The following is an 18,114-nucleotide window of genomic DNA, read 5'->3' as shown; positions in this document are numbered from 1 at the left end:
TTCACAGAGTTTTATTCTACCGCTTCAAAGAATTCAAGCGGTTTGCTGTCCGGGCTAAGCTTAACGATGGCTTTTTTCCACTCTGGAGTATAACCAGAATATTTGCCGTAACGTTTCAGTTTACCAGGCACACGCATTGTGTTCACACTAACAACTTTAACTTTAAAAATAGCTTCAACAGCTTTTTTGATTTCGGTCTTGTTAGAACGGATATCCACTTCAAAAGCGTATTTCAATTCGCTCATGTATTCGGATGTGCGTTCCGTAATCACCGGACGCTTGATAATATCACGCGGATCTTTCATTACGCGAACACCTCCTCTACCTTCAGAACTGCTTCTTTAGTGATGATCAGTTTGTCGTACGTCAGTACGTCAAGAACATTGATGCCGTCAGCCGCTACGAATTTCACCCCAGGGATGTTACGAGCGGAAAGTGCTACATTGTCATCATAGCTAGGAGCTACGATCAGAGCTTTGCTGCCCACTTTAAGGTTATTCAGAATCGCTGCGAATTCTTTCGTCTTTGGAGCATTCATAGTCAAGCTATCCAATACGATGATGTCGTTCTCGAGCACTTTCGAGGACAACGCGGATTTGATGGCCAAGCGACGAACCTTCTTAGGCAATTTCCAGGAATAGCTGCGTGGTGTCGGTCCGAAGACTACGCCGCCGCCTTTCCATTGTGGTGAACGAATGGAGCCTTGACGAGCACGACCTGTACCTTTTTGTTTCCAAGGCTTACGTCCGCCGCCACGCACTTCAGAACGTCCTTTTACTTTGTGTGTACCACGACGAAGGGAAGCTCTTTGCATAAGTGCAGCTTCATGCAGCACATGTACGTTCGGTTCGATACCGAAAACTGAATCACTCAGTTCAACTTCGCCAACTTCGTTACCACTAATATTAAAAAGTGTTACTTTTGGCATTTCATGTTCCTCCTTTCTTCAGAAATTATTTCTTAACGGTTTGTTTAACTTTCACGAAGCTGTTTTTAGGGCCCGGAATCGCGCCTTTAACCAGCAATACATTACGTTCTACGTCAACTCGGATGATCTCAAGCTTTTGAACCGTCACAGTCGTGTGACCCATATGTCCTGGCAGGCGTTTACCCTTAGGAACACGGTTAGCTTGAATGGAACCCATGGAGCCCGGTCTTCTGTGGTAGCGCGATCCGTGTGCCATTGGTCCGCGGCTTTGTCCCCAGCGTTTGATGTTACCCTGGAAACCCTTACCCTTCGAAGTACCTGTTACGTCAACAAATTCGCCTTCTGCGAAGATGTCAGCCTTAAGCTCTTGTCCAACCTCGAGTGACCCGAGGTCAACACCGCGAATTTCGCGAACGTAGCGCTTAGGTGTTGCATTTGCCTTTTTGGCGTGACCCTGTTCAGGCTTGTTAGAGCGACTTTCCTTCTTATCGGAAAAGCCCAACTGCACTGCTTCATATCCGTCGATATTCAGGTCTTTCTTTTGCAGTACCACACAAGGTCCAGCTTCGATTACCGAAACGGCAATTACATTACCTTCTGGAGTAAACACTTGAGTCATACCGAGTTTTTTTCCTAAGATACCTTTCAATGTTGACACCTCTTTTCTTTTCTTAATTACTCAATGATAGTATTACAATTTGATTTCGATATCTACACCGGACGGTAGATCCAAGCGCATCAAGGCATCCACAGTTTGTGGTGTTGGGTTCACAATATCGATCAAACGTTTGTGAGTCCGTTGTTCAAACTGTTCACGGGAATCCTTGTACTTGTGTACCGCACGGAGAATAGTAATGATTTGCTTCTCAGTTGGCAACGGAATCGGCCCGGATACACCAGCACCCGAACGTTTTGCTGTTTCAACGATTTTCTCTGCGGATTGATCAAGAATTCTGTGGTCGTATGCTTTCAAGCGGATACGAATTTTTTGCTTTGCCATTTTAGTCCCTCCTTCTATCGCCCAATTTATTATCGGACATACTCCGTGAAAATTTTCTGACGTCGACCTCATGGCAAAGGGGCCGGGTGTGTCAGTAACCTCTCACATCATCGCAACGTCTCAGAACAACATTTATTATTATATATAATAGACGGAAAGATTGCAAGTGAAAATCAAAAATAGTTCATGATTTTTTCATCCACTGTTTCTTTCTATAATATAGGCATTTCGATGTTCCAAATCTATATTTTAATCTCTTTTACGGTCACAATTTCCTGCATCTAACCTACCTGGATTCTGCTCTCATAAAACAGATTGATCCGATCTAAAGCTATGTAAGTGTACATGTCCTTCATTGTCATTCCCTGAGACTCTGGAGCAGACGGAACAGTACTATGGCATGGTATTGTCTACTTCATCGCTACACTCCACCAGCAGCTCTACAGCCGCATTAGTATCGATGCTCATAGCTTTGTGCCCAAAAGCTAAATTCAGTAATCTAGCAGCTTGGGTACGGTTTGAATAACTAATTGTGTTAATAATCTGGAAAAGACACTATTTCGGTTTCAATCTCTCATATATTATTCAACAATAATGAAATCCGACTCAGCTTTATTTATATCCCCCGATCCGTAAAAGTGAGTCCATATCAATGATCTCCACTCTTCTGTTTCGTAAGGTAATTATATTAACGCCTATTAATTTGCGCAGTTTTCGGCTTAATGTTTCCGCAGTTGTTCCAATCATAGCTGCGATTTCTTTTTTTGCTGAGGGTAAATGTATGACTTGACTCTGGACTGTGTTGACTTCCCCCGATTTATTTCCATGTGCAAGCTTTACTAGAAGTCTCGCAAGCCTTTTCTCCACCTCAAACATATGCATAACTCCTGCCGTCTCTTCCGCCTGCTGCAGTTGCTCGCTCATTGACATAAGAAAACTGAATGCCAGTGAAGCGTTCTGTTCTAACAGGGGCAGGAAATCCTTGCGCCGCATCCGACATATACTCCCACTCTCAACAATTTCTGCAGTGAAATTATTCTGTTTATGATGCAGTAAAGCAAACTGTCCGAAATAATCTCCCGGGAAAAGATATCGCACTACATGCTGTTTTCCTTCTGCATTACATTGAGTTAATTTGATCAGGCCGCTTTTAACCACGAACAATGCATCTGATTCCTCACCTTCTCTGAATACCTGGTACCCTTTATTGTAGTAATTGGATTCGATTATGGATTGAATTACAGATAATTCCCCATCTGAAAGAGCTTGAAATACTGGCACTCCCCGGACACAGGAAAGCGATTCACAAATATCACATTTCATTGTTCACACATCCTATTCCTTCACTTTCTCTCAACATATCAAGAATGCTAAGGGAACCGAGTGACCACCCGCACAAATTTCAAAAAACTTGATCCAGATCAAGGAATATTCTCTTCACATCCCTCAGAATAAAAGTATAGAGAGAGAACAATAAGAAGGAGATGAAATGAATGAAGCTTCAATACACCTTCGATGATATGAAAAAGATGGATCGATCACACCTGGGGAATATGGTTCCCCTGGAGCTATTTCGAACGATTCGTCTCATTGGCTTAAATCAAGGCTTACCGCTTGGCGGTAAAGGAACCACACTAATTATAGGAAGGAAGATTGGCGAGAGCCTGCCTGCTACCTCTATAGAGGAACTGATTCTGCTATTCGAAGATCTTAAGATTGGAATCCCCCGAATAGTTCATTCAGATGAACACAAAATAAACATTGCAGTCGAGGATTGTTTCTGCAAAGGTCTACCCACCCTTGCGGAGGAGAAAATGATTTGCGATTTGGAAGGAGCTATTCTGGAGGGAGCTCTCTCTAAAATACTAGGAAGAAAAATCTCAGTAAAAGAGATCAAATGTAATGCAACCGGCCATGAGCACTGTGAATATGAGGTTAAACTGTAATTACAACAAATCAAATAATTGAAAGCAGGGAATACCATGGAGAAAAAAATCATAGCAGATGCAATTCAATATCAGGAAGAACGTTTTACAAAGAGAATTCTTTTTCAAAAAGGGGATAGCTTAGTCTTCGTGCTTAATTTCATGCCAGGTCAGCAGTTACCTGTCCATAAGCACCCGGGATCCGAAGTTTATATTCTAGCAATAAAAGGAGAAGGGACCATTCAAGTGAATGACGTTGAATATCCTTTTGCTGATGGAGAGATCCTGCATATTGCAGGTGATGAATCATTTGCCTATAAAAACAATAGTGACCAGCCCGCAAGTCTGCACGTAGTATTAAGTAAAACTCCTAGTTCAATGTACTCTAAGGAGATATAACAGATCGTTCCGGCTCTACTTTCAATCAATTTGGGGGTAGAGTTTTTTTGCGCAAAAAAACAGGGACTCTTCGTTAGAAGAATCCCTGCTCTTGTAGTTCAGTTCTATCCTTACGGATAGAGCTGAATTATTTTTGGATAGAAGCTACGGAACCGGCACCAACTGTACGTCCGCCTTCGCGAATGGAGAATTTAGTACCTTCTTCAATAGCGATTGGGGAGATCAGGGAAACAGTTACAGTGATGTTGTCACCAGGCATAACCATTTCAGTACCTTCTGGCAGGTTGATAATGCCAGTTACGTCAGTTGTACGGAAGTAGAACTGTGGACGGTAACCAGTGAAGAATGGTTTGTGACGTCCGCCTTCTTCTTTTGTCAGAACGTAGATCTGAGCAGTGAACTCAGTGTGTGGGTTAACGGAGTTCGGCTTAGCCAATACTTGGCCACGCTCGATCATGTTACGGTCTACACCACGCAGCAATGCGCCGATGTTGTCGCCCGCTTGAGCGGAATCGAGCAATTTACGGAACATTTCAACGCCTGTAACAACGGATTTTTTCTTTTCTTCGTGAATACCAACGATTTCGATTTCTTCTCCGACTTTAACTGTTCCACGTTCTACGCGACCAGTTGCCACAGTACCGCGGCCAGTGATGGAGAATACATCTTCGACAGGCATCAAGAAAGGCTTGTCAGTTTGACGTTCTGGAAGCGGGATGTACGTGTCAATCGTTTCGAACATTTCAACGATCTTCTGTGCATATTCGCCTTCAGGGTTCTGCAGAGCTTCACGAGCAGATCCACGGATGATTGGAGTATCATCACCTGGGAAGTCGTATTCGCTCAGCAAGTCACGAACTTCCATTTCAACCAGTTCAAGCAACTCTTCGTCTTCAACCATGTCGCATTTGTTCAGGAACACGACGATGTAAGGAACACCTACTTGACGGGACAGAAGGATGTGTTCACGAGTCTGTGGCATAGGGCCGTCAGCTGCGGATACAACCAGGATAGCTCCGTCCATTTGCGCTGCGCCAGTGATCATGTTTTTAACATAGTCGGCGTGTCCAGGGCAGTCTACGTGAGCGTAGTGACGGTTAGGAGTTTCATATTCAACGTGAGCTGTGGAAATAGTGATACCACGTTCGCGTTCTTCAGGAGCTTTGTCGATTTGGTCGAATGCTACAGCAGCGCCACCGTATTTTTTGGACAATACAGTAGTGATTGCAGCAGTCAGAGTCGTTTTACCATGGTCGACGTGACCAATGGTACCGATGTTAACGTGTGGTTTGTTACGTTCAAACTTTGCCTTTGCCATTTGAACAGTTCCTCCTTAATGTGGGGTTCCTTATATTTGAGCCGCCCGCTAACATGTAATTCTAGATGACTGAGTGTTGATATCCGGACGGCAAGTTAAAAATGGAGATTATTCTCCGCCTTTATTCTTGGATACGATTTCTTCTGCAATGGATTTAGGAACTTCTTCATAGTGAGAAAGCTCCATTGAGAATACACCGCGTCCTTGAGTACCGGAACGGAGAGTTGTGGAGTATCCGAACATTTCGGAAAGAGGTACCTTTGCACGAATAATTTGCGCTCCACCACGGGAATCCATACCTTCGATTCTACCGCGACGGGAGTTCAGCATACCCATAACATCGCCCATGTATTCCTCAGGGACAGTTACTTCCACTTTCATGATTGGCTCGAGCAGTACAGGTTTGCACTTCTCTTTAGCCGCTTTGAGTGCCATCGAGCCGGCAATTTTAAACGCCATTTCGTTGGAGTCAACATCATGATAAGAACCATCTACGATGGTTGCCTTAACGTCTACAAGCGGGAAGCCTGCAAGAACGCCGTTTTTCATTTGCTCTTCAATACCGGCAAGTGCAGGAGCGATGTATTCTCTAGGTACAGAACCACCGACAACTTTACTTTCGAATTTGCTGCCTGTACCTGGCTCGAGGGGTTCAAACTCAACCCATACGTGACCGTACTGACCGCGACCGCCGGACTGGCGAACGAATTTACCTTCAACGCGTGCTGGTGCTTTGAATGTTTCGCGGTAAGCAACCTGTGGTTTACCCACGTTGGTTTCTACTTTGAATTCGCGGCGCATACGGTCGATGATAATATCAAGGTGAAGCTCACCCATACCTGCCAGAATGGTTTGTCCTGTTTCTTCATCAGTATGTGCACGAAGAGTTGGATCCTCTTCAGTCAACTTACCGAGAGCAACGCCCAATTTGTCCTGGTCAGCTTTGGTTTTTGGTTCAACTGCGATTTCAATAACCGGATCAGGGAAGTTCATCGACTCCAGAATTACCGGATGTTTTTCATCACAGAGGGTATCGCCTGTACTTGTGTCTTTCAGACCAACAGCAGCCGCGATATCACCGGAGTAAACGATGGAAATCTCTTGGCGGCTGTTCGCATGCATTTGCAGGATACGGCCGATACGCTCACGTTTGTTCTTAGTAGCGTTCACTACATAAGAACCAGATTCCAGTACACCAGAGTATACACGGAAGAACGTAAGTTTACCAACATAAGGGTCTGTCATAATTTTAAATGCCAGCGCTGAGAATGGTTCTTCATCCGAAGAGTGACGAACCGCTTCAGTACCGTCATCCAGATGACCTTGAATAGCAGGTACATCCAGAGGAGATGGCAAGTAATCTACAACAGCGTCCATCATCAGCTGAACACCTTTGTTGCGGTAGGAGGATCCAACAATTACAGGGAAGATCTTAACGTCACATACGCCTTTGCGCAGTGCAGCTTTGATTTCATCAACTGTGATTTCTTCGCCTTCCAGGTACTTCATAGTCAGATCTTCGTCAAGTTCTGCTACTTTCTCGATTAACTCAAGACGCAGAGTCTCAACTTGTTCCAGATAATCAGCCGGAATTTCCGTTACTTCGATGTTTTGACCAAGATCATCTTTAAAGATATGAGCTTTTTGCTCAACCAGGTCAATAATACCCACGAAGTCGTTTTCGGCGCCAATTGGCAGTTGAATTGCAACTGCATTAGCTTGCAAGCGATCACGCATGCTTTCTACAACGTTAAGGAAGTCCGCACCGATGATATCCATTTTGTTAACATATGCGATACGGGGAACGCCATACCGGTCAGCCTGTCTCCATACAGTTTCAGACTGCGGCTCAACGCCCTCTTTCGCACTGAAAACACCTACTGCTCCATCCAATACACGAAGGGAACGTTCAACTTCAACAGTGAAGTCAACGTGCCCAGGGGTATCAATGATATTGATGCGGTGACCCTTCCACGCAGCAGTTGTAGCGGCGGAAGTAATGGTGATTCCGCGCTCTTGTTCTTGTTCCATCCAGTCCATTGTAGCTGCACCCTCGTGAACTTCACCGATTTTGTGCGTACGGCCTGTGTAGAAAAGAATCCGCTCAGTGGTAGTAGTCTTACCAGCATCAATATGTGCCATGATCCCGATATTACGTGTATTTTTTAAGGAGAACTCTCTTGCCATGAAATGGGTCTCCCTTCAAAATATAAGTTATTTGAACGGCTTTAGATCCTACCAGCGGTAGTGAGCAAACGCTTTGTTCGCTTCAGCCATTTTGTGCGTGTCTTCGCGTTTCTTAACGGAAGCGCCTGTGTTGTTGGAAGCATCGATAATCTCAGCCGCCAAACGCTCTTCCATAGTCTTCTCACCGCGGTTGCGTGAGTAGTTCACGAGCCAACGTAATCCTAGAGCAGTACGTCTCTCAGGTTTAACCTCGATAGGCACTTGGTAGTTAGCACCGCCGACACGACGAGCCTTTACTTCCAATACCGGCATGATATTCTTGATGGCTGCTTCGAAAACTTCCATCGGTTCTTTGCCCGTACGTTCTTGGATCAATTTAAACGAATTGTACAAAATGCTTTGAGCGACACCTCTTTTACCACCCAGCATAATACGGTTGATCAAACGAGTAACCAACTTGCTATTATACAATGGATCTGGCAATACATCTCTCTTAGTAACTGGACCTTTGCGTGGCATGGATATCCCCCTTTCTTAAATGTTTATTATTCAGGTATTGCAATCTTATTTCTTAGCCTTAGGACGTTTCGCACCATATTTCGAGCGAGCTTGCATCCGGTTAGCTACGCCTGCAGTATCCAGAGCGCCACGTACGATGTGGTAACGAACTCCTGCAAGGTCCTTAACTTTACCTCCGCGCAGCAATACTACGCTGTGCTCTTGAAGGTTATGTCCGATCCCCGGAATGTAAGCAGTCACCTCAAGACGGTTCGTCAAACGAACACGGGCATACTTACGAAGTGCGGAGTTTGGTTTACGTGGTGTCATTGTGCCTACACGAGTACATACACCGCGTTTTTGCGGAGCGCTCAAGTTTGTAGCCTCACGCTTCAGGGCGTTGAACCCTTTTTGCAGAGCGGGAGATTTGGACTTTTCGATTTTGGCTTGACGGCCTTTACGAACCAGTTGATTAATAGTTGGCATGTTGTGCCACCCCCTTCCTGAAATGATAATCCATTTACGAACATTAAGTCCACAGACCCAGGCGGTTCATAAAAAGACAAATGAAAAGTCTTTGCCGCCGGAGTGTACCCCCGGTACAAAAACAATTTCCTTGCTATTGTTTTAAGACGGCTGCCATAGCAGCACCAACTTCTATACCGCAGGCTTTGCCCAAGTTCAGCATGGTATCCACATAAGTGATCTTCACGCCTTGTTTGTTGCAAAGCATAACAATTCTGGAAGTAAGCCGTTGATCTCCGTCCTCCGCCACATAGACTTCTGCGGCTTGGCCCAACTCTACCGCCTTGACGGTTTGTTTGGTACCGATCTTGACCTGAGCATCCTGCAATCCCATATCATCAGTCATAATATATGATTACCTCCAATGAACAAGAATAACAAGGCCACTCACGCACCTTAGACATTTTAGCATTATCATCTGATGATGTCAAGAAATTCGGCAATAATTTTATAAATATTCACAGTGGAGTAACCGCGTCACGATCAATAAAGACCATGACGCGTAAAACTGCCACTATGATTATTCAACTATTCAGCTGGAACAGTCTCCAAATCTTCCAGCTTGCTTTCCTCATTCGGATCGCTAAGTTTGACATTGCGGTAACGGTTCATACCTGTACCTGCAGGAATCAGCTTACCAATCAGAACGTTCTCTTTCAGGCCGAGAAGTTTATCCACTTTACCTTTGATCGCTGCATCTGTCAGGACACGAGTCGTTTCCTGGAAGGATGCCGCAGACAAGAAGGAGTCTGTCTCAAGCGATGCTTTGGTAATACCCAGCAGTACCGGTTTGGCGACTGCCGGTTCTTTACCGGACAGAATTGCTTCCTTATTTGCAGCTTCATACTCATGAATATCCGAGAAAGCTCCTGGCAACAGATTCGTGTCACCTGCTTCGATGATACGTATTTTGCGCAGCATTTGCTTAATCATAACTTCAATGTGCTTATCATTGATTTCAACGCCCTGGTTACGATATACACGCTGTACTTCTTGCAGAATGTAGTTTTGTACCCCGCGGATCCCTTTGATGCGCAGCATTTCTTTCGGGTCGATCGAACCGTCCGTCAGTTCATCCCCAGCTTCGATCTCCTGGCCTTCACTGACACGCAGACGGGAACCATAGGTAATGGAGTAAGTTTTGGATTCAGCTTCACCCTGAACCTCGATTTCACGACGGTCCTTGGTTTCACGGATTTCCTTGATTACACCATCAATCTCACTAATTGTCGCCTGACCTTTAGGGTTACGGGCTTCAAACAGCTCTTGAATACGTGGCAAACCTTGCGTGATGTCATCACCGGCAACACCCCCGGTATGGAACGTACGCATGGTAAGCTGGGTTCCTGGCTCACCGATGGATTGAGCGGCGATAATACCTACAGCTTCACCGATATCCACATGTTTGCCTGTTGCCAGATTGCGTCCATAGCATTTCTTGCAGACCCCGTGACGGGCACGGCAGCTCAATACAGAGCGAATCTGCAGCTTGGTTACCCCTGCGTTCACAATTTCCTCAGCCTTGTCGGAGTCAATCAGATCGTTACGGTTAACGATGACTTCCTTCGTTTCTGGATGACGAACAGTTTCAAAGGAGTAACGGCCTTCAATACGGTCATACAAATCCTCGATAACTTCCTTACCATCCTGTATACGGCTGACAGTGAAGCCTTTATCCGTACCACAGTCTTCTTCACGGACAATAACGTCCTGTGCAACGTCAACAAGACGACGGGTCAGATAACCAGAGTCCGCTGTACGCAGAGCGGTATCAGCCAGACCTTTACGAGCTCCGTGAGTGGATATAAAGTACTCGAGCACGGTTAGGCCTTCACGGAAATTCGCCTTGATTGGCAATTCAAAAATCCGTCCTGAAGGTGTAGCCATCAGACCACGCATACCACCCAGCTGTGTAATCTGCGATTTGTTACCACGCGCCTTGGAGTCAACCATGAGCATGATGGAATTGAACCGGTCCATCGATTTAAGCAGGATGTTCGTAAGATCATCCTTCGTCTTCGACCAAATTTCAATGACGCGGTCATACCGCTCATCATTGGTAATCAGACCACGACGGTATTGATTGGCAACCACATCAACCTTGGCTTCCGATTCTTTAAGAATGGTTACCTTCTCTTCAGGTACAATAACATCCGATACGGCTACAGTAACACCGGAACGAGTGGAGTACGTGAAGCCGAGTTGCTTGATTTTATCCAAAATCATAGATGTCTTGGTTGTATGGTAAATCTCAAAGCAACGGGCAATAATCAAACCTAAATATTCTTTACCTACTGCACTTGCATCCGGCAGGCTCATGATCATTTCGCGGATATCCGCGCCTTTTTCATAAATGAAATATTTCTCAGGTGTGCCTTGCAGCAGGTTTGTTTTTGTTGCTTCGTTGATGTATGGGAAACTGCTTGGATAGATTTCGTTGAAGATAATCTTACCGACAGTTGTAATAAGCATTGCATTCTGCTGAGCTTCCGTAAAGCATGTTTTGCCGAGAGCTTTGGCAGGAATAGCTACGCGAGCATGTAAGCCTGCAGTTCCGCGTTGGTAAGCCGATACAGCTTCATTCACGGTACGCAGAATCATGCCACTTCCCTTTTCTTCCTTGTTGTCCATAGTCAAATAGAATGTACCAAGGACCATATCCTGAGAAGGTGTAACTACCGGTTTACCATCTTTAGGGTTCAGAATGTTACCGGAAGCCAACATCAGGATACGTGCTTCAGCCTGAGCTTCAGCGGACAGAGGAACGTGCACAGCCATCTGGTCACCGTCAAAGTCGGCATTATAAGCCGTACATACGAGTGGGTGCAGACGGATAGCATGACCCTCAACCAGAATCGGTTCAAATGCTTGAATCCCGAGTCTGTGAAGCGTAGGTGCACGGTTCAGCAGAACCGGATGCTCCTTGATAACATCTTCAAGCACATCCCAAACTTCTGGGCTGACACGTTCAACCTTGCGTTTTGCACTCTTGATGTTATGAGCAAGGCCCTTGTTAACAAGTTCTTTCATCACGAACGGTTTGAACAATTCGAGCGCCATTTTCTTTGGCAGACCGCATTGGTACATTTTCAGATACGGGCCTACTACGATAACGGAACGTCCGGAATAGTCAACACGTTTACCGAGCAAGTTCTGGCGGAAACGTCCCTGTTTACCTTTCAGCATATGGCTGAGGGATTTGAGCGGACGGTTACCAGGACCTGTTACAGGACGGCCACGACGGCCGTTGTCAATCAAAGCATCCACTGCCTCTTGAAGCATGCGCTTCTCGTTCTGCACGATAATATCAGGCGCACCGAGGTCCAGCAGTCTTTTCAGACGGTTATTACGGTTAATAACACGACGATACAGATCATTAAGGTCAGACGTAGCAAAACGGCCACCATCGAGCTGAACCATTGGACGAAGCTCAGGAGGAATAACCGGAAGTACATCCATGATCATCCAGTCAGGCTTGTTGCCGGAGTTGCGGAAAGCCTCAATCACTTCCAGGCGTTTGATCGCCCGGTTGCGGCGTTGACCTTGAGCTGTGCGCAGCTCTTCTTTGAGGAATTCAAGTTCTTTATCGATATCGATATCCTGAAGGAGCTTTTTAACCGCTTCAGCACCCATGCCGGCTTGGAATCCGTAACCGTATTTTTCACGATAGCTACGGTATTCTTTCTCGGACAGAAGTTGTTTCTTCTCCAACGGTGTTTCACCTGGATCAGTTACAACATAAGATGCAAAGTAGATGATCTCTTCAAGCGATCTTGGGGACATATCAAGGGCCAGACCCATACGGCTAGGAATCCCTTTGAAATACCAGATATGAGAAACCGGAGCAGCCAATTCGATGTGACCCATACGTTCACGACGAACCTTGGCACGTGTAACTTCAACGCCGCAACGGTCGCACACAACGCCTTTATAACGTACGCGTTTGTATTTACCGCAATGGCATTCCCAGTCCTTTTGCGGTCCGAAAATGCGCTCGCAGAACAAGCCCTCTTTTTCCGGTTTCAACGTACGATAGTTAATGGTTTCCGGTTTTTTTACTTCTCCGCGGGACCAAGAGCGAATTTTTTCCGGAGAAGCAAGCCCGATTTTCATAAATTCAAAACTGTTAATGTCCAACAAGGAGCAACCCTCCTTAATCTATATCTTGATTTATTACCGCATAGGCCCTCTCTTGACGGTTAGGTCAACAGAGGGCACGGTTCATTTCAATGAAATTAATCTTTTCTAGAACTACTCTATCCCGACTTCCGCGCCTTCCAAGTTAAGGCTCAGCTTGTCGCCTGACGTCTCGTCCTCATCGTCCAGTTCCTTCATCTCAATCTCCTGCTCATCACCACTGAGGATCTTAACATCCATACCCAGCGACTGCAGTTCCTTGATCAATACTTTGAACGCTTCAGGTACACCAGGTTCAGGTAAGTTCTCACCCTTGACAATGGCTTCGTACGTTTTCACACGTCCAACCACGTCATCGGATTTTACTGTCAAGATTTCTTGCAGTGTATAAGCAGCGCCATAAGCTTCAAGCGCCCAAACTTCCATTTCCCCAAAACGCTGTCCACCAAACTGGGCTTTACCGCCGAGTGGCTGCTGGGTAACGAGTGAGTAAGGACCTGTGGAGCGGGCATGAATCTTATCATCAACCATGTGCGCCAGTTTGATCATGTGCATGACACCGACAGTTACTTCACGTTCGAAGCGTTCGCCTGTACGGCCATCGTATAGCACAGTTTTACCATTGCGTTGCATGCCGGCTTCTTCCATCGTATCGAAGACGTCATACTCGCGAGCACCGTCAAATACCGGAGTGGCAACGTGAATACCCAGACGAAGTGCAGCCATACCAATATGAACTTCCAGCACCTGTCCGATGTTCATACGGGAAGGAACGCCCAGCGGGTTCAGTACTACCTGTACTGGCGTACCATCTGGCAGGAAAGGCATATCTTCTTCAGGAAGAATACGGGCAACGACACCCTTGTTACCGTGACGTCCGGCCATTTTATCACCCTCAGAGATCTTACGTTTCTGAGCAATGTAGACACGAACCAATTGATTCACACCCGGTGGCAGTTCATCACCATTCTCACGGGTGAAGACTTTAACGTCAACGATAATACCATCACTACCATGAGGAACGCGCAGCGAAGTATCACGCACTTCACGTGCCTTCTCACCAAAGATTGCATGGAGCAGGCGCTCTTCAGCAGTCAGTTCAGTTACACCCTTAGGGGTTACTTTACCGACAAGGATGTCACCAGCATTGATTTCCGCACCAATACGGATAATACCGCGTTCGTCGAGATTGCGAAGCGCTTCTTCACCGACATTTGGAATATCACGGGTAATCTCTTCTGGTCCCAGCTTCGTGTCACGAGCCTCAGATTCGTATTCTTCAATATGAATCGAAGTGTATACATCTTCTTTGACCAGCTTTTCACTCAGCAGGATCGCATCCTCGTAGTTGTAACCTTCCCAAGTCATGAACGCAACGACTACGTTGCGGCCCAGGGCCAATTCACCCATTTCTGTGGAAGGACCGTCTGCAAGAATGTCACCCTTCTTCACAACGTCCCCTCTTTTAGCCAGTGGACGTTGATTTATGCAGGTACCTTGGTTCGAACGCATAAATTTGTGTAATTTATATTTAACGATATCACCTTTAACTTCTTTGCCTTCAATCATCTCAACCCGGCGCAGCCAGATTTCGTTGGCAGAAGAACGTTCAATAATACCGTCATATTTGGAGACAATACATACGCCAGAGTCCTTAGCGGATTTATGCTCCATTCCTGTACCGACAAGCGGAGCCTTCGGAATCAAAAGCGGAACGGCTTGACGCTGCATGTTGGATCCCATCAGTGCGCGGTTGGAGTCATCGTTCTCAAGGAACGGAATGAGCGCCGTAGCGACTGATACAACCTGTTTTGGTGATACGTCCATGTAGTCAACGCGGTTACTAGGCATAGTGGTAATGTTGTCTGAATCCTTGTTGTAACGAACGATAACCATGTCTTCCTTAAAGGTTCCATCTTCATCGATCTGCACATTCGCCTGAGCAACTACATAGTTATCTTCTTCATCGGCGGTCAAATAATCGATATGTTCTGTCACCTTGCCGGTCTTCGGATCCACCCAACGGTACGGAGCCTCAATAAAGCCGTACTCATTGATGCGGGCAAAGGTGGACAAGGAGTTGATCAAACCGATATTCGGACCTTCCGGTGTTTCGATTGGACACATACGGCCGTAGTGACTGTGATGTACGTCGCGGACTTCAAAGCCAGCGCGTTCACGGGTCAGACCGCCGGGTCCGAGTGCGGATAGACGACGCTTATGCGTAAGCTCAGCAAGCGGGTTCGTCTGGTCCATAAACTGCGACAGCTGGGAACTACCAAAGAACTCTTTAATGGACGCAATAACCGGGCGAATATTGATCAGGGCCTGCGGAGTAATTGCATTCGCATCCTGAATCGACATTCTCTCACGCACTACGCGTTCCATACGGGACAACCCGATACGGAATTGGTTCTGCAGCAATTCACCCACGGAACGCAGACGACGGTTACCCAAGTGGTCAATGTCATCTGTATTGCCGATACCATGCAGCAAATTAATAAAGTAGCTGATTGAGGAAATAATATCAGCCTGGGTAATATGTTTAACGGATTTATCAATATTGCCGTTGGCAATCAGCTTGATAACCCGGCCTTCTTCAATCGGCGAGAATACATCGATCGTTTGCAGCGGGATATCTTCACTGTCCAGCACTCCACCAGTTACCCGGTAAGTTTTGGCAGCAACTTCCTTCTCAAAATAAGGAATCAGCTCATCAAGAAGTCTGCGGTCAACCATTTGTCCGGATTCCGCCAAAATTTCCCCAGTAGCCTCATCAACCAAAGGCTGTGCAAGCCGCTGATTAAACAACCGGTTCTTAATGTGCAGCTTTTTATTGATTTTGTAACGACCGACATTAGCCAAATCATAGCGCTTTGGATCGAAGAAACGCGCAACCAAAAGACTCTTTGCGTTATCCAGTGTCGGCGGCTCGCCTGGACGCAGACGCTCGTAGATTTCAATAAGCGCCTTCTCAGTGGAGTCTGTGTTGTCTTTATCCAGCGTATTGCGAATATATTCATCATTTCCAAGCAGTTCCAGAATCTCGGCATCACTGCCGAAACCGAGAGCACGCAGAAGGACGGTAACCGGAATTTTACGTGTCCGGTCGATACGAACATACATGATGTCCTTAGCGTCCGTTTCCAATTCGAGCCAAGCTCCGCGGTTTGGAATTACTGTGGCGGTGTAGGTTTTTTTGCCGTTCTTATCTACTTTCGTGCTGAAATAGACGCTTGGAGAGCGAACCAACTGGCTGACAATAACCCGTTCCGCACCATTGATAATAAAAGTGCCGGTCTCCGTCATCAGCGGGAAATCTCCCATGAACACTTCCTGCTCTTTGACCTCACCGGTCTCCTTATTGATGAGCCGCACCTTCACACGCAGAGGAGCCGCATATGTCACGTCCCGCTCTTTAGCGTCGTCAACCGTATACTTCGGTTCGCCTAGGCTGTAATCAATGAACTCAAGTACCAAATTTCCTGTGAAATCCTGGATTGGCGAGATGTCCTGGAACATTTCACGCAAACCTTCCTCCAAAAACCAATCATACGATTTTTGTTGGATCTCGATCAGGTTAGGGACCTCGAGTACCTCTTTAATTCTCGCATAGCTCCGCCGAGTGCGTCGACCATACTGAACAAGATGTCCTGCCAACTTTACTCACCCCTCATGTCTACTCACTTAAAAATTGATTGCGAACCCTTGTTTGGACCCGTATAATGGAACCATAACACAAGGACTCAGCCATAAATAAAGAAAAGCCCTTATCGAAATCTTCGAAAAAAGAGCGCATCTTTCCACGGCCAAAATACTCCTTATCCGTAGATTTGCCTAAAACGTAGGTATTATACGTCACCAAGCAACAGTTTATGCGCTATTATCTATTGACCCGGCGACCCTCGCCGTGACAGGAACATAGAGAACTGAATTCGCAAAAACTTGCCGTACGGCATGCGCTTACCGGCGACAATATATCACTTGACATTTCAGCAAACTAAAGACATGGAGCCTATCTTAATACTGACATTTTATAATAATAACACTATCGACAATACATGTCAACATGATTTTTTTATTTTTGTGCTTTGATAATTCGATAGCCTTTGTCCTTCCCTACTTCTTCTACATCCTCAAACATGCTCTCAAGCTTAGCCACTGCAGATGGTGCCCCCTGTTTCTTCTGAATCACAACCCACAGCGTTCCACCCTCATTCAAATGTTCATAGGCTTGTTCGAAAATTTGATGTACCACCGTCTTACCGGCACGAATCGGAGGATTTGTCAAAATCACATCGAATTTCCGTCCCTTCACAGCAGAGAGCACATCACTCTCCAATACTGTTACATTGGTAATCCCGTTGTTCCGTGCATTCTCACGAGCTAGTTCTACCGCCCTGCTGTTAATATCAATCATCGTGATATGTCCCTTGGGAGCCAGATAAGCTGCGCTAATCCCAATCGGGCCGTAACCACAACCCACGTCAAGTACGGAGGTTCCATCCGGAATATCCATCGTTTCGATTAGTACACGGCTGCCGTAATCAATATCTCCTTTGGAAAAGACACCGGAGTCGCTGGTAAAGCGGAGGCTTTTTCCTCTTAGAACCGTATCGATGGTGCGTCTATCATGACGCGCATCCGGCTGCTGCGAGTAATAATGCTGCGACATATTATCCTCCCTTTCGTTCTGCTCTTTCTAGCAAGGCAACTTATACAGCAACCCCCTTGAACAAGTTCAAGGGGGTTGCTAGAACCGGGAACAGGCATAACACCTATTCCCGGTGCAAAACCAGAAGGCTTATATTACTTCACTTCTACAGCTGCGCCTGCTTCTTCCAATTTTGCTTTGGTAGCTTCGGCTTCTTCTTTGCTTACTTTTTCTTTGATTGCTTTTGGTGCGTTATCTACGACATCTTTAGCTTCTTTCAAGCCCAGGCCTGTGATTTCGCGAACGATCTTGATAACGTTGATTTTGGAAGCGCCAGCGCTTGTCAAAATTACGTCGAATTCGGATTGTTCTTCTTCTACTGCTGCTACTGCGCCGCCAACAGCTACTGGAGCTGCTGCAGTTACGCCGAATTCTTCTTCAATTGCTTTAACCAGATCGTTCAGTTCCAATACGCTCATGCCTTTAATTTCTTCCAAGATTGTTTCTTTGCTCATGATTGAACCTCCATTTTATATTAAAATT

General features: G+C 46.0%; 16 protein-coding genes. 2 read left to right on the top strand and 14 right to left on the bottom strand.

All coding sequences use genetic code 11. From position 1 onward, the window contains the following. Positions 1-11: 11 nt before the first annotated feature. The 5 genes from rplW to ACTJKB_RS29365 form a co-directional block, all read right to left on the bottom strand. Entirely contained in the window at positions 12-305 is a 294-nt protein-coding gene (gene rplW / locus ACTJKB_RS29385) for a 50S ribosomal protein L23 (RefSeq protein WP_039298634.1), read from the bottom strand. Next, complete coding sequence (gene rplD, locus ACTJKB_RS29380) at positions 305-928, bottom strand: 50S ribosomal protein L4 (protein WP_440837817.1); 624 nt, start codon at positions 926-928, stop codon at positions 305-307. Before rplD ends, rplW begins: the two co-directional genes overlap by 1 nt. Positions 929-953: 25 nt before the next feature. Continuing rightward, complete coding sequence (gene rplC / locus ACTJKB_RS29375) at positions 954-1,577, bottom strand: 50S ribosomal protein L3 (RefSeq protein ID WP_036721840.1); 624 nt, start codon at positions 1,575-1,577, stop codon at positions 954-956. A gap of 42 nt (positions 1,578-1,619) precedes the next feature. Next, positions 1,620-1,928 (bottom strand): 30S ribosomal protein S10, encoded by a 309-nt coding sequence (rpsJ, locus tag ACTJKB_RS29370; protein WP_017692074.1) that lies wholly within the window; start codon positions 1,926-1,928, stop codon positions 1,620-1,622. A gap of 612 nt (positions 1,929-2,540) precedes the next feature. Continuing rightward, entirely contained in the window at positions 2,541-3,251 is a 711-nt protein-coding gene (locus ACTJKB_RS29365; RefSeq protein ID WP_074113290.1) for a Crp/Fnr family transcriptional regulator, read from the bottom strand. A 170-nt stretch (positions 3,252-3,421) separates the two neighbouring features. Here ACTJKB_RS29365 and ACTJKB_RS29360 point away from each other — a divergent pair, with 170 nt between their 5' ends. Then, positions 3,422-3,874 carry a V4R domain-containing protein gene (locus ACTJKB_RS29360; RefSeq protein WP_440837816.1) on the top strand — a complete coding sequence of 151 codons (453 nt, stop codon included), beginning with the start codon at positions 3,422-3,424 and terminating at the stop codon, positions 3,872-3,874. 36 nt (positions 3,875-3,910) lie between these two features. Then, the gene (locus ACTJKB_RS29355; RefSeq protein ID WP_440837815.1) at positions 3,911-4,252 is read left to right on the top strand and encodes a cupin domain-containing protein; all 342 of its coding nucleotides are present in this window, start codon (positions 3,911-3,913) and stop codon (positions 4,250-4,252) included. Positions 4,253-4,379: 127 nt separating this feature from the next. Here the strand turns inward: ACTJKB_RS29355 and tuf are convergent, their stop codons facing one another. The 9 genes from tuf to rplL form a co-directional block, all read right to left on the bottom strand. Beyond that, entirely contained in the window at positions 4,380-5,570 is a 1,191-nt protein-coding gene (tuf, locus tag ACTJKB_RS29350; protein WP_039298612.1) for an elongation factor Tu, read from the bottom strand. A gap of 108 nt (positions 5,571-5,678) precedes the next feature. Continuing rightward, positions 5,679-7,757: an elongation factor G gene (gene fusA, locus ACTJKB_RS29345; protein ID WP_440837814.1), complete on the bottom strand. Its 2,079-nt coding sequence runs from the start codon at positions 7,755-7,757 to the stop codon at positions 5,679-5,681. A gap of 48 nt (positions 7,758-7,805) precedes the next feature. After that, positions 7,806-8,276, bottom strand: coding sequence for a 30S ribosomal protein S7 (gene rpsG / locus ACTJKB_RS29340; RefSeq protein WP_020427074.1), 471 nt, complete (start codon positions 8,274-8,276; stop codon positions 7,806-7,808). A gap of 45 nt (positions 8,277-8,321) precedes the next feature. Beyond that, positions 8,322-8,741, bottom strand: a complete 420-nt coding sequence (gene rpsL / locus ACTJKB_RS29335; RefSeq protein WP_020427075.1) for a 30S ribosomal protein S12 — start codon at positions 8,739-8,741, stop codon at positions 8,322-8,324. Between the two features lie 133 nt (positions 8,742-8,874). After that, positions 8,875-9,126, bottom strand: coding sequence for a ribosomal L7Ae/L30e/S12e/Gadd45 family protein (locus ACTJKB_RS29330; RefSeq protein WP_020427076.1), 252 nt, complete (start codon positions 9,124-9,126; stop codon positions 8,875-8,877). 182 nt (positions 9,127-9,308) lie between these two features. Further along, positions 9,309-12,920, bottom strand: a complete 3,612-nt coding sequence (gene rpoC / locus ACTJKB_RS29325; RefSeq protein WP_440837813.1) for a DNA-directed RNA polymerase subunit beta' — start codon at positions 12,918-12,920, stop codon at positions 9,309-9,311. A 111-nt stretch (positions 12,921-13,031) separates the two neighbouring features. Then, entirely contained in the window at positions 13,032-16,577 is a 3,546-nt protein-coding gene (rpoB, locus tag ACTJKB_RS29320) for a DNA-directed RNA polymerase subunit beta (RefSeq protein ID WP_074086520.1), read from the bottom strand. Between the two features lie 418 nt (positions 16,578-16,995). Beyond that, complete coding sequence (locus ACTJKB_RS29315; protein ID WP_440837812.1) at positions 16,996-17,592, bottom strand: class I SAM-dependent methyltransferase; 597 nt, start codon at positions 17,590-17,592, stop codon at positions 16,996-16,998. A 134-nt stretch (positions 17,593-17,726) separates the two neighbouring features. Next, the gene (rplL, locus tag ACTJKB_RS29310; protein ID WP_440837811.1) at positions 17,727-18,086 is read right to left on the bottom strand and encodes a 50S ribosomal protein L7/L12; all 360 of its coding nucleotides are present in this window, start codon (positions 18,084-18,086) and stop codon (positions 17,727-17,729) included. Positions 18,087-18,114 lie beyond the last annotated feature (28 nt).

The sequence above is a fragment of the Paenibacillus sp. 22594 genome (assembly GCF_052044425.1).
Taxonomy (GTDB): Bacteria; Bacillota; Bacilli; order Paenibacillales; family Paenibacillaceae; genus Paenibacillus_AQ.
Note: the sequence above shows the minus strand (reverse complement) of the source record. Positions and strands in the feature narration are given on the sequence as shown.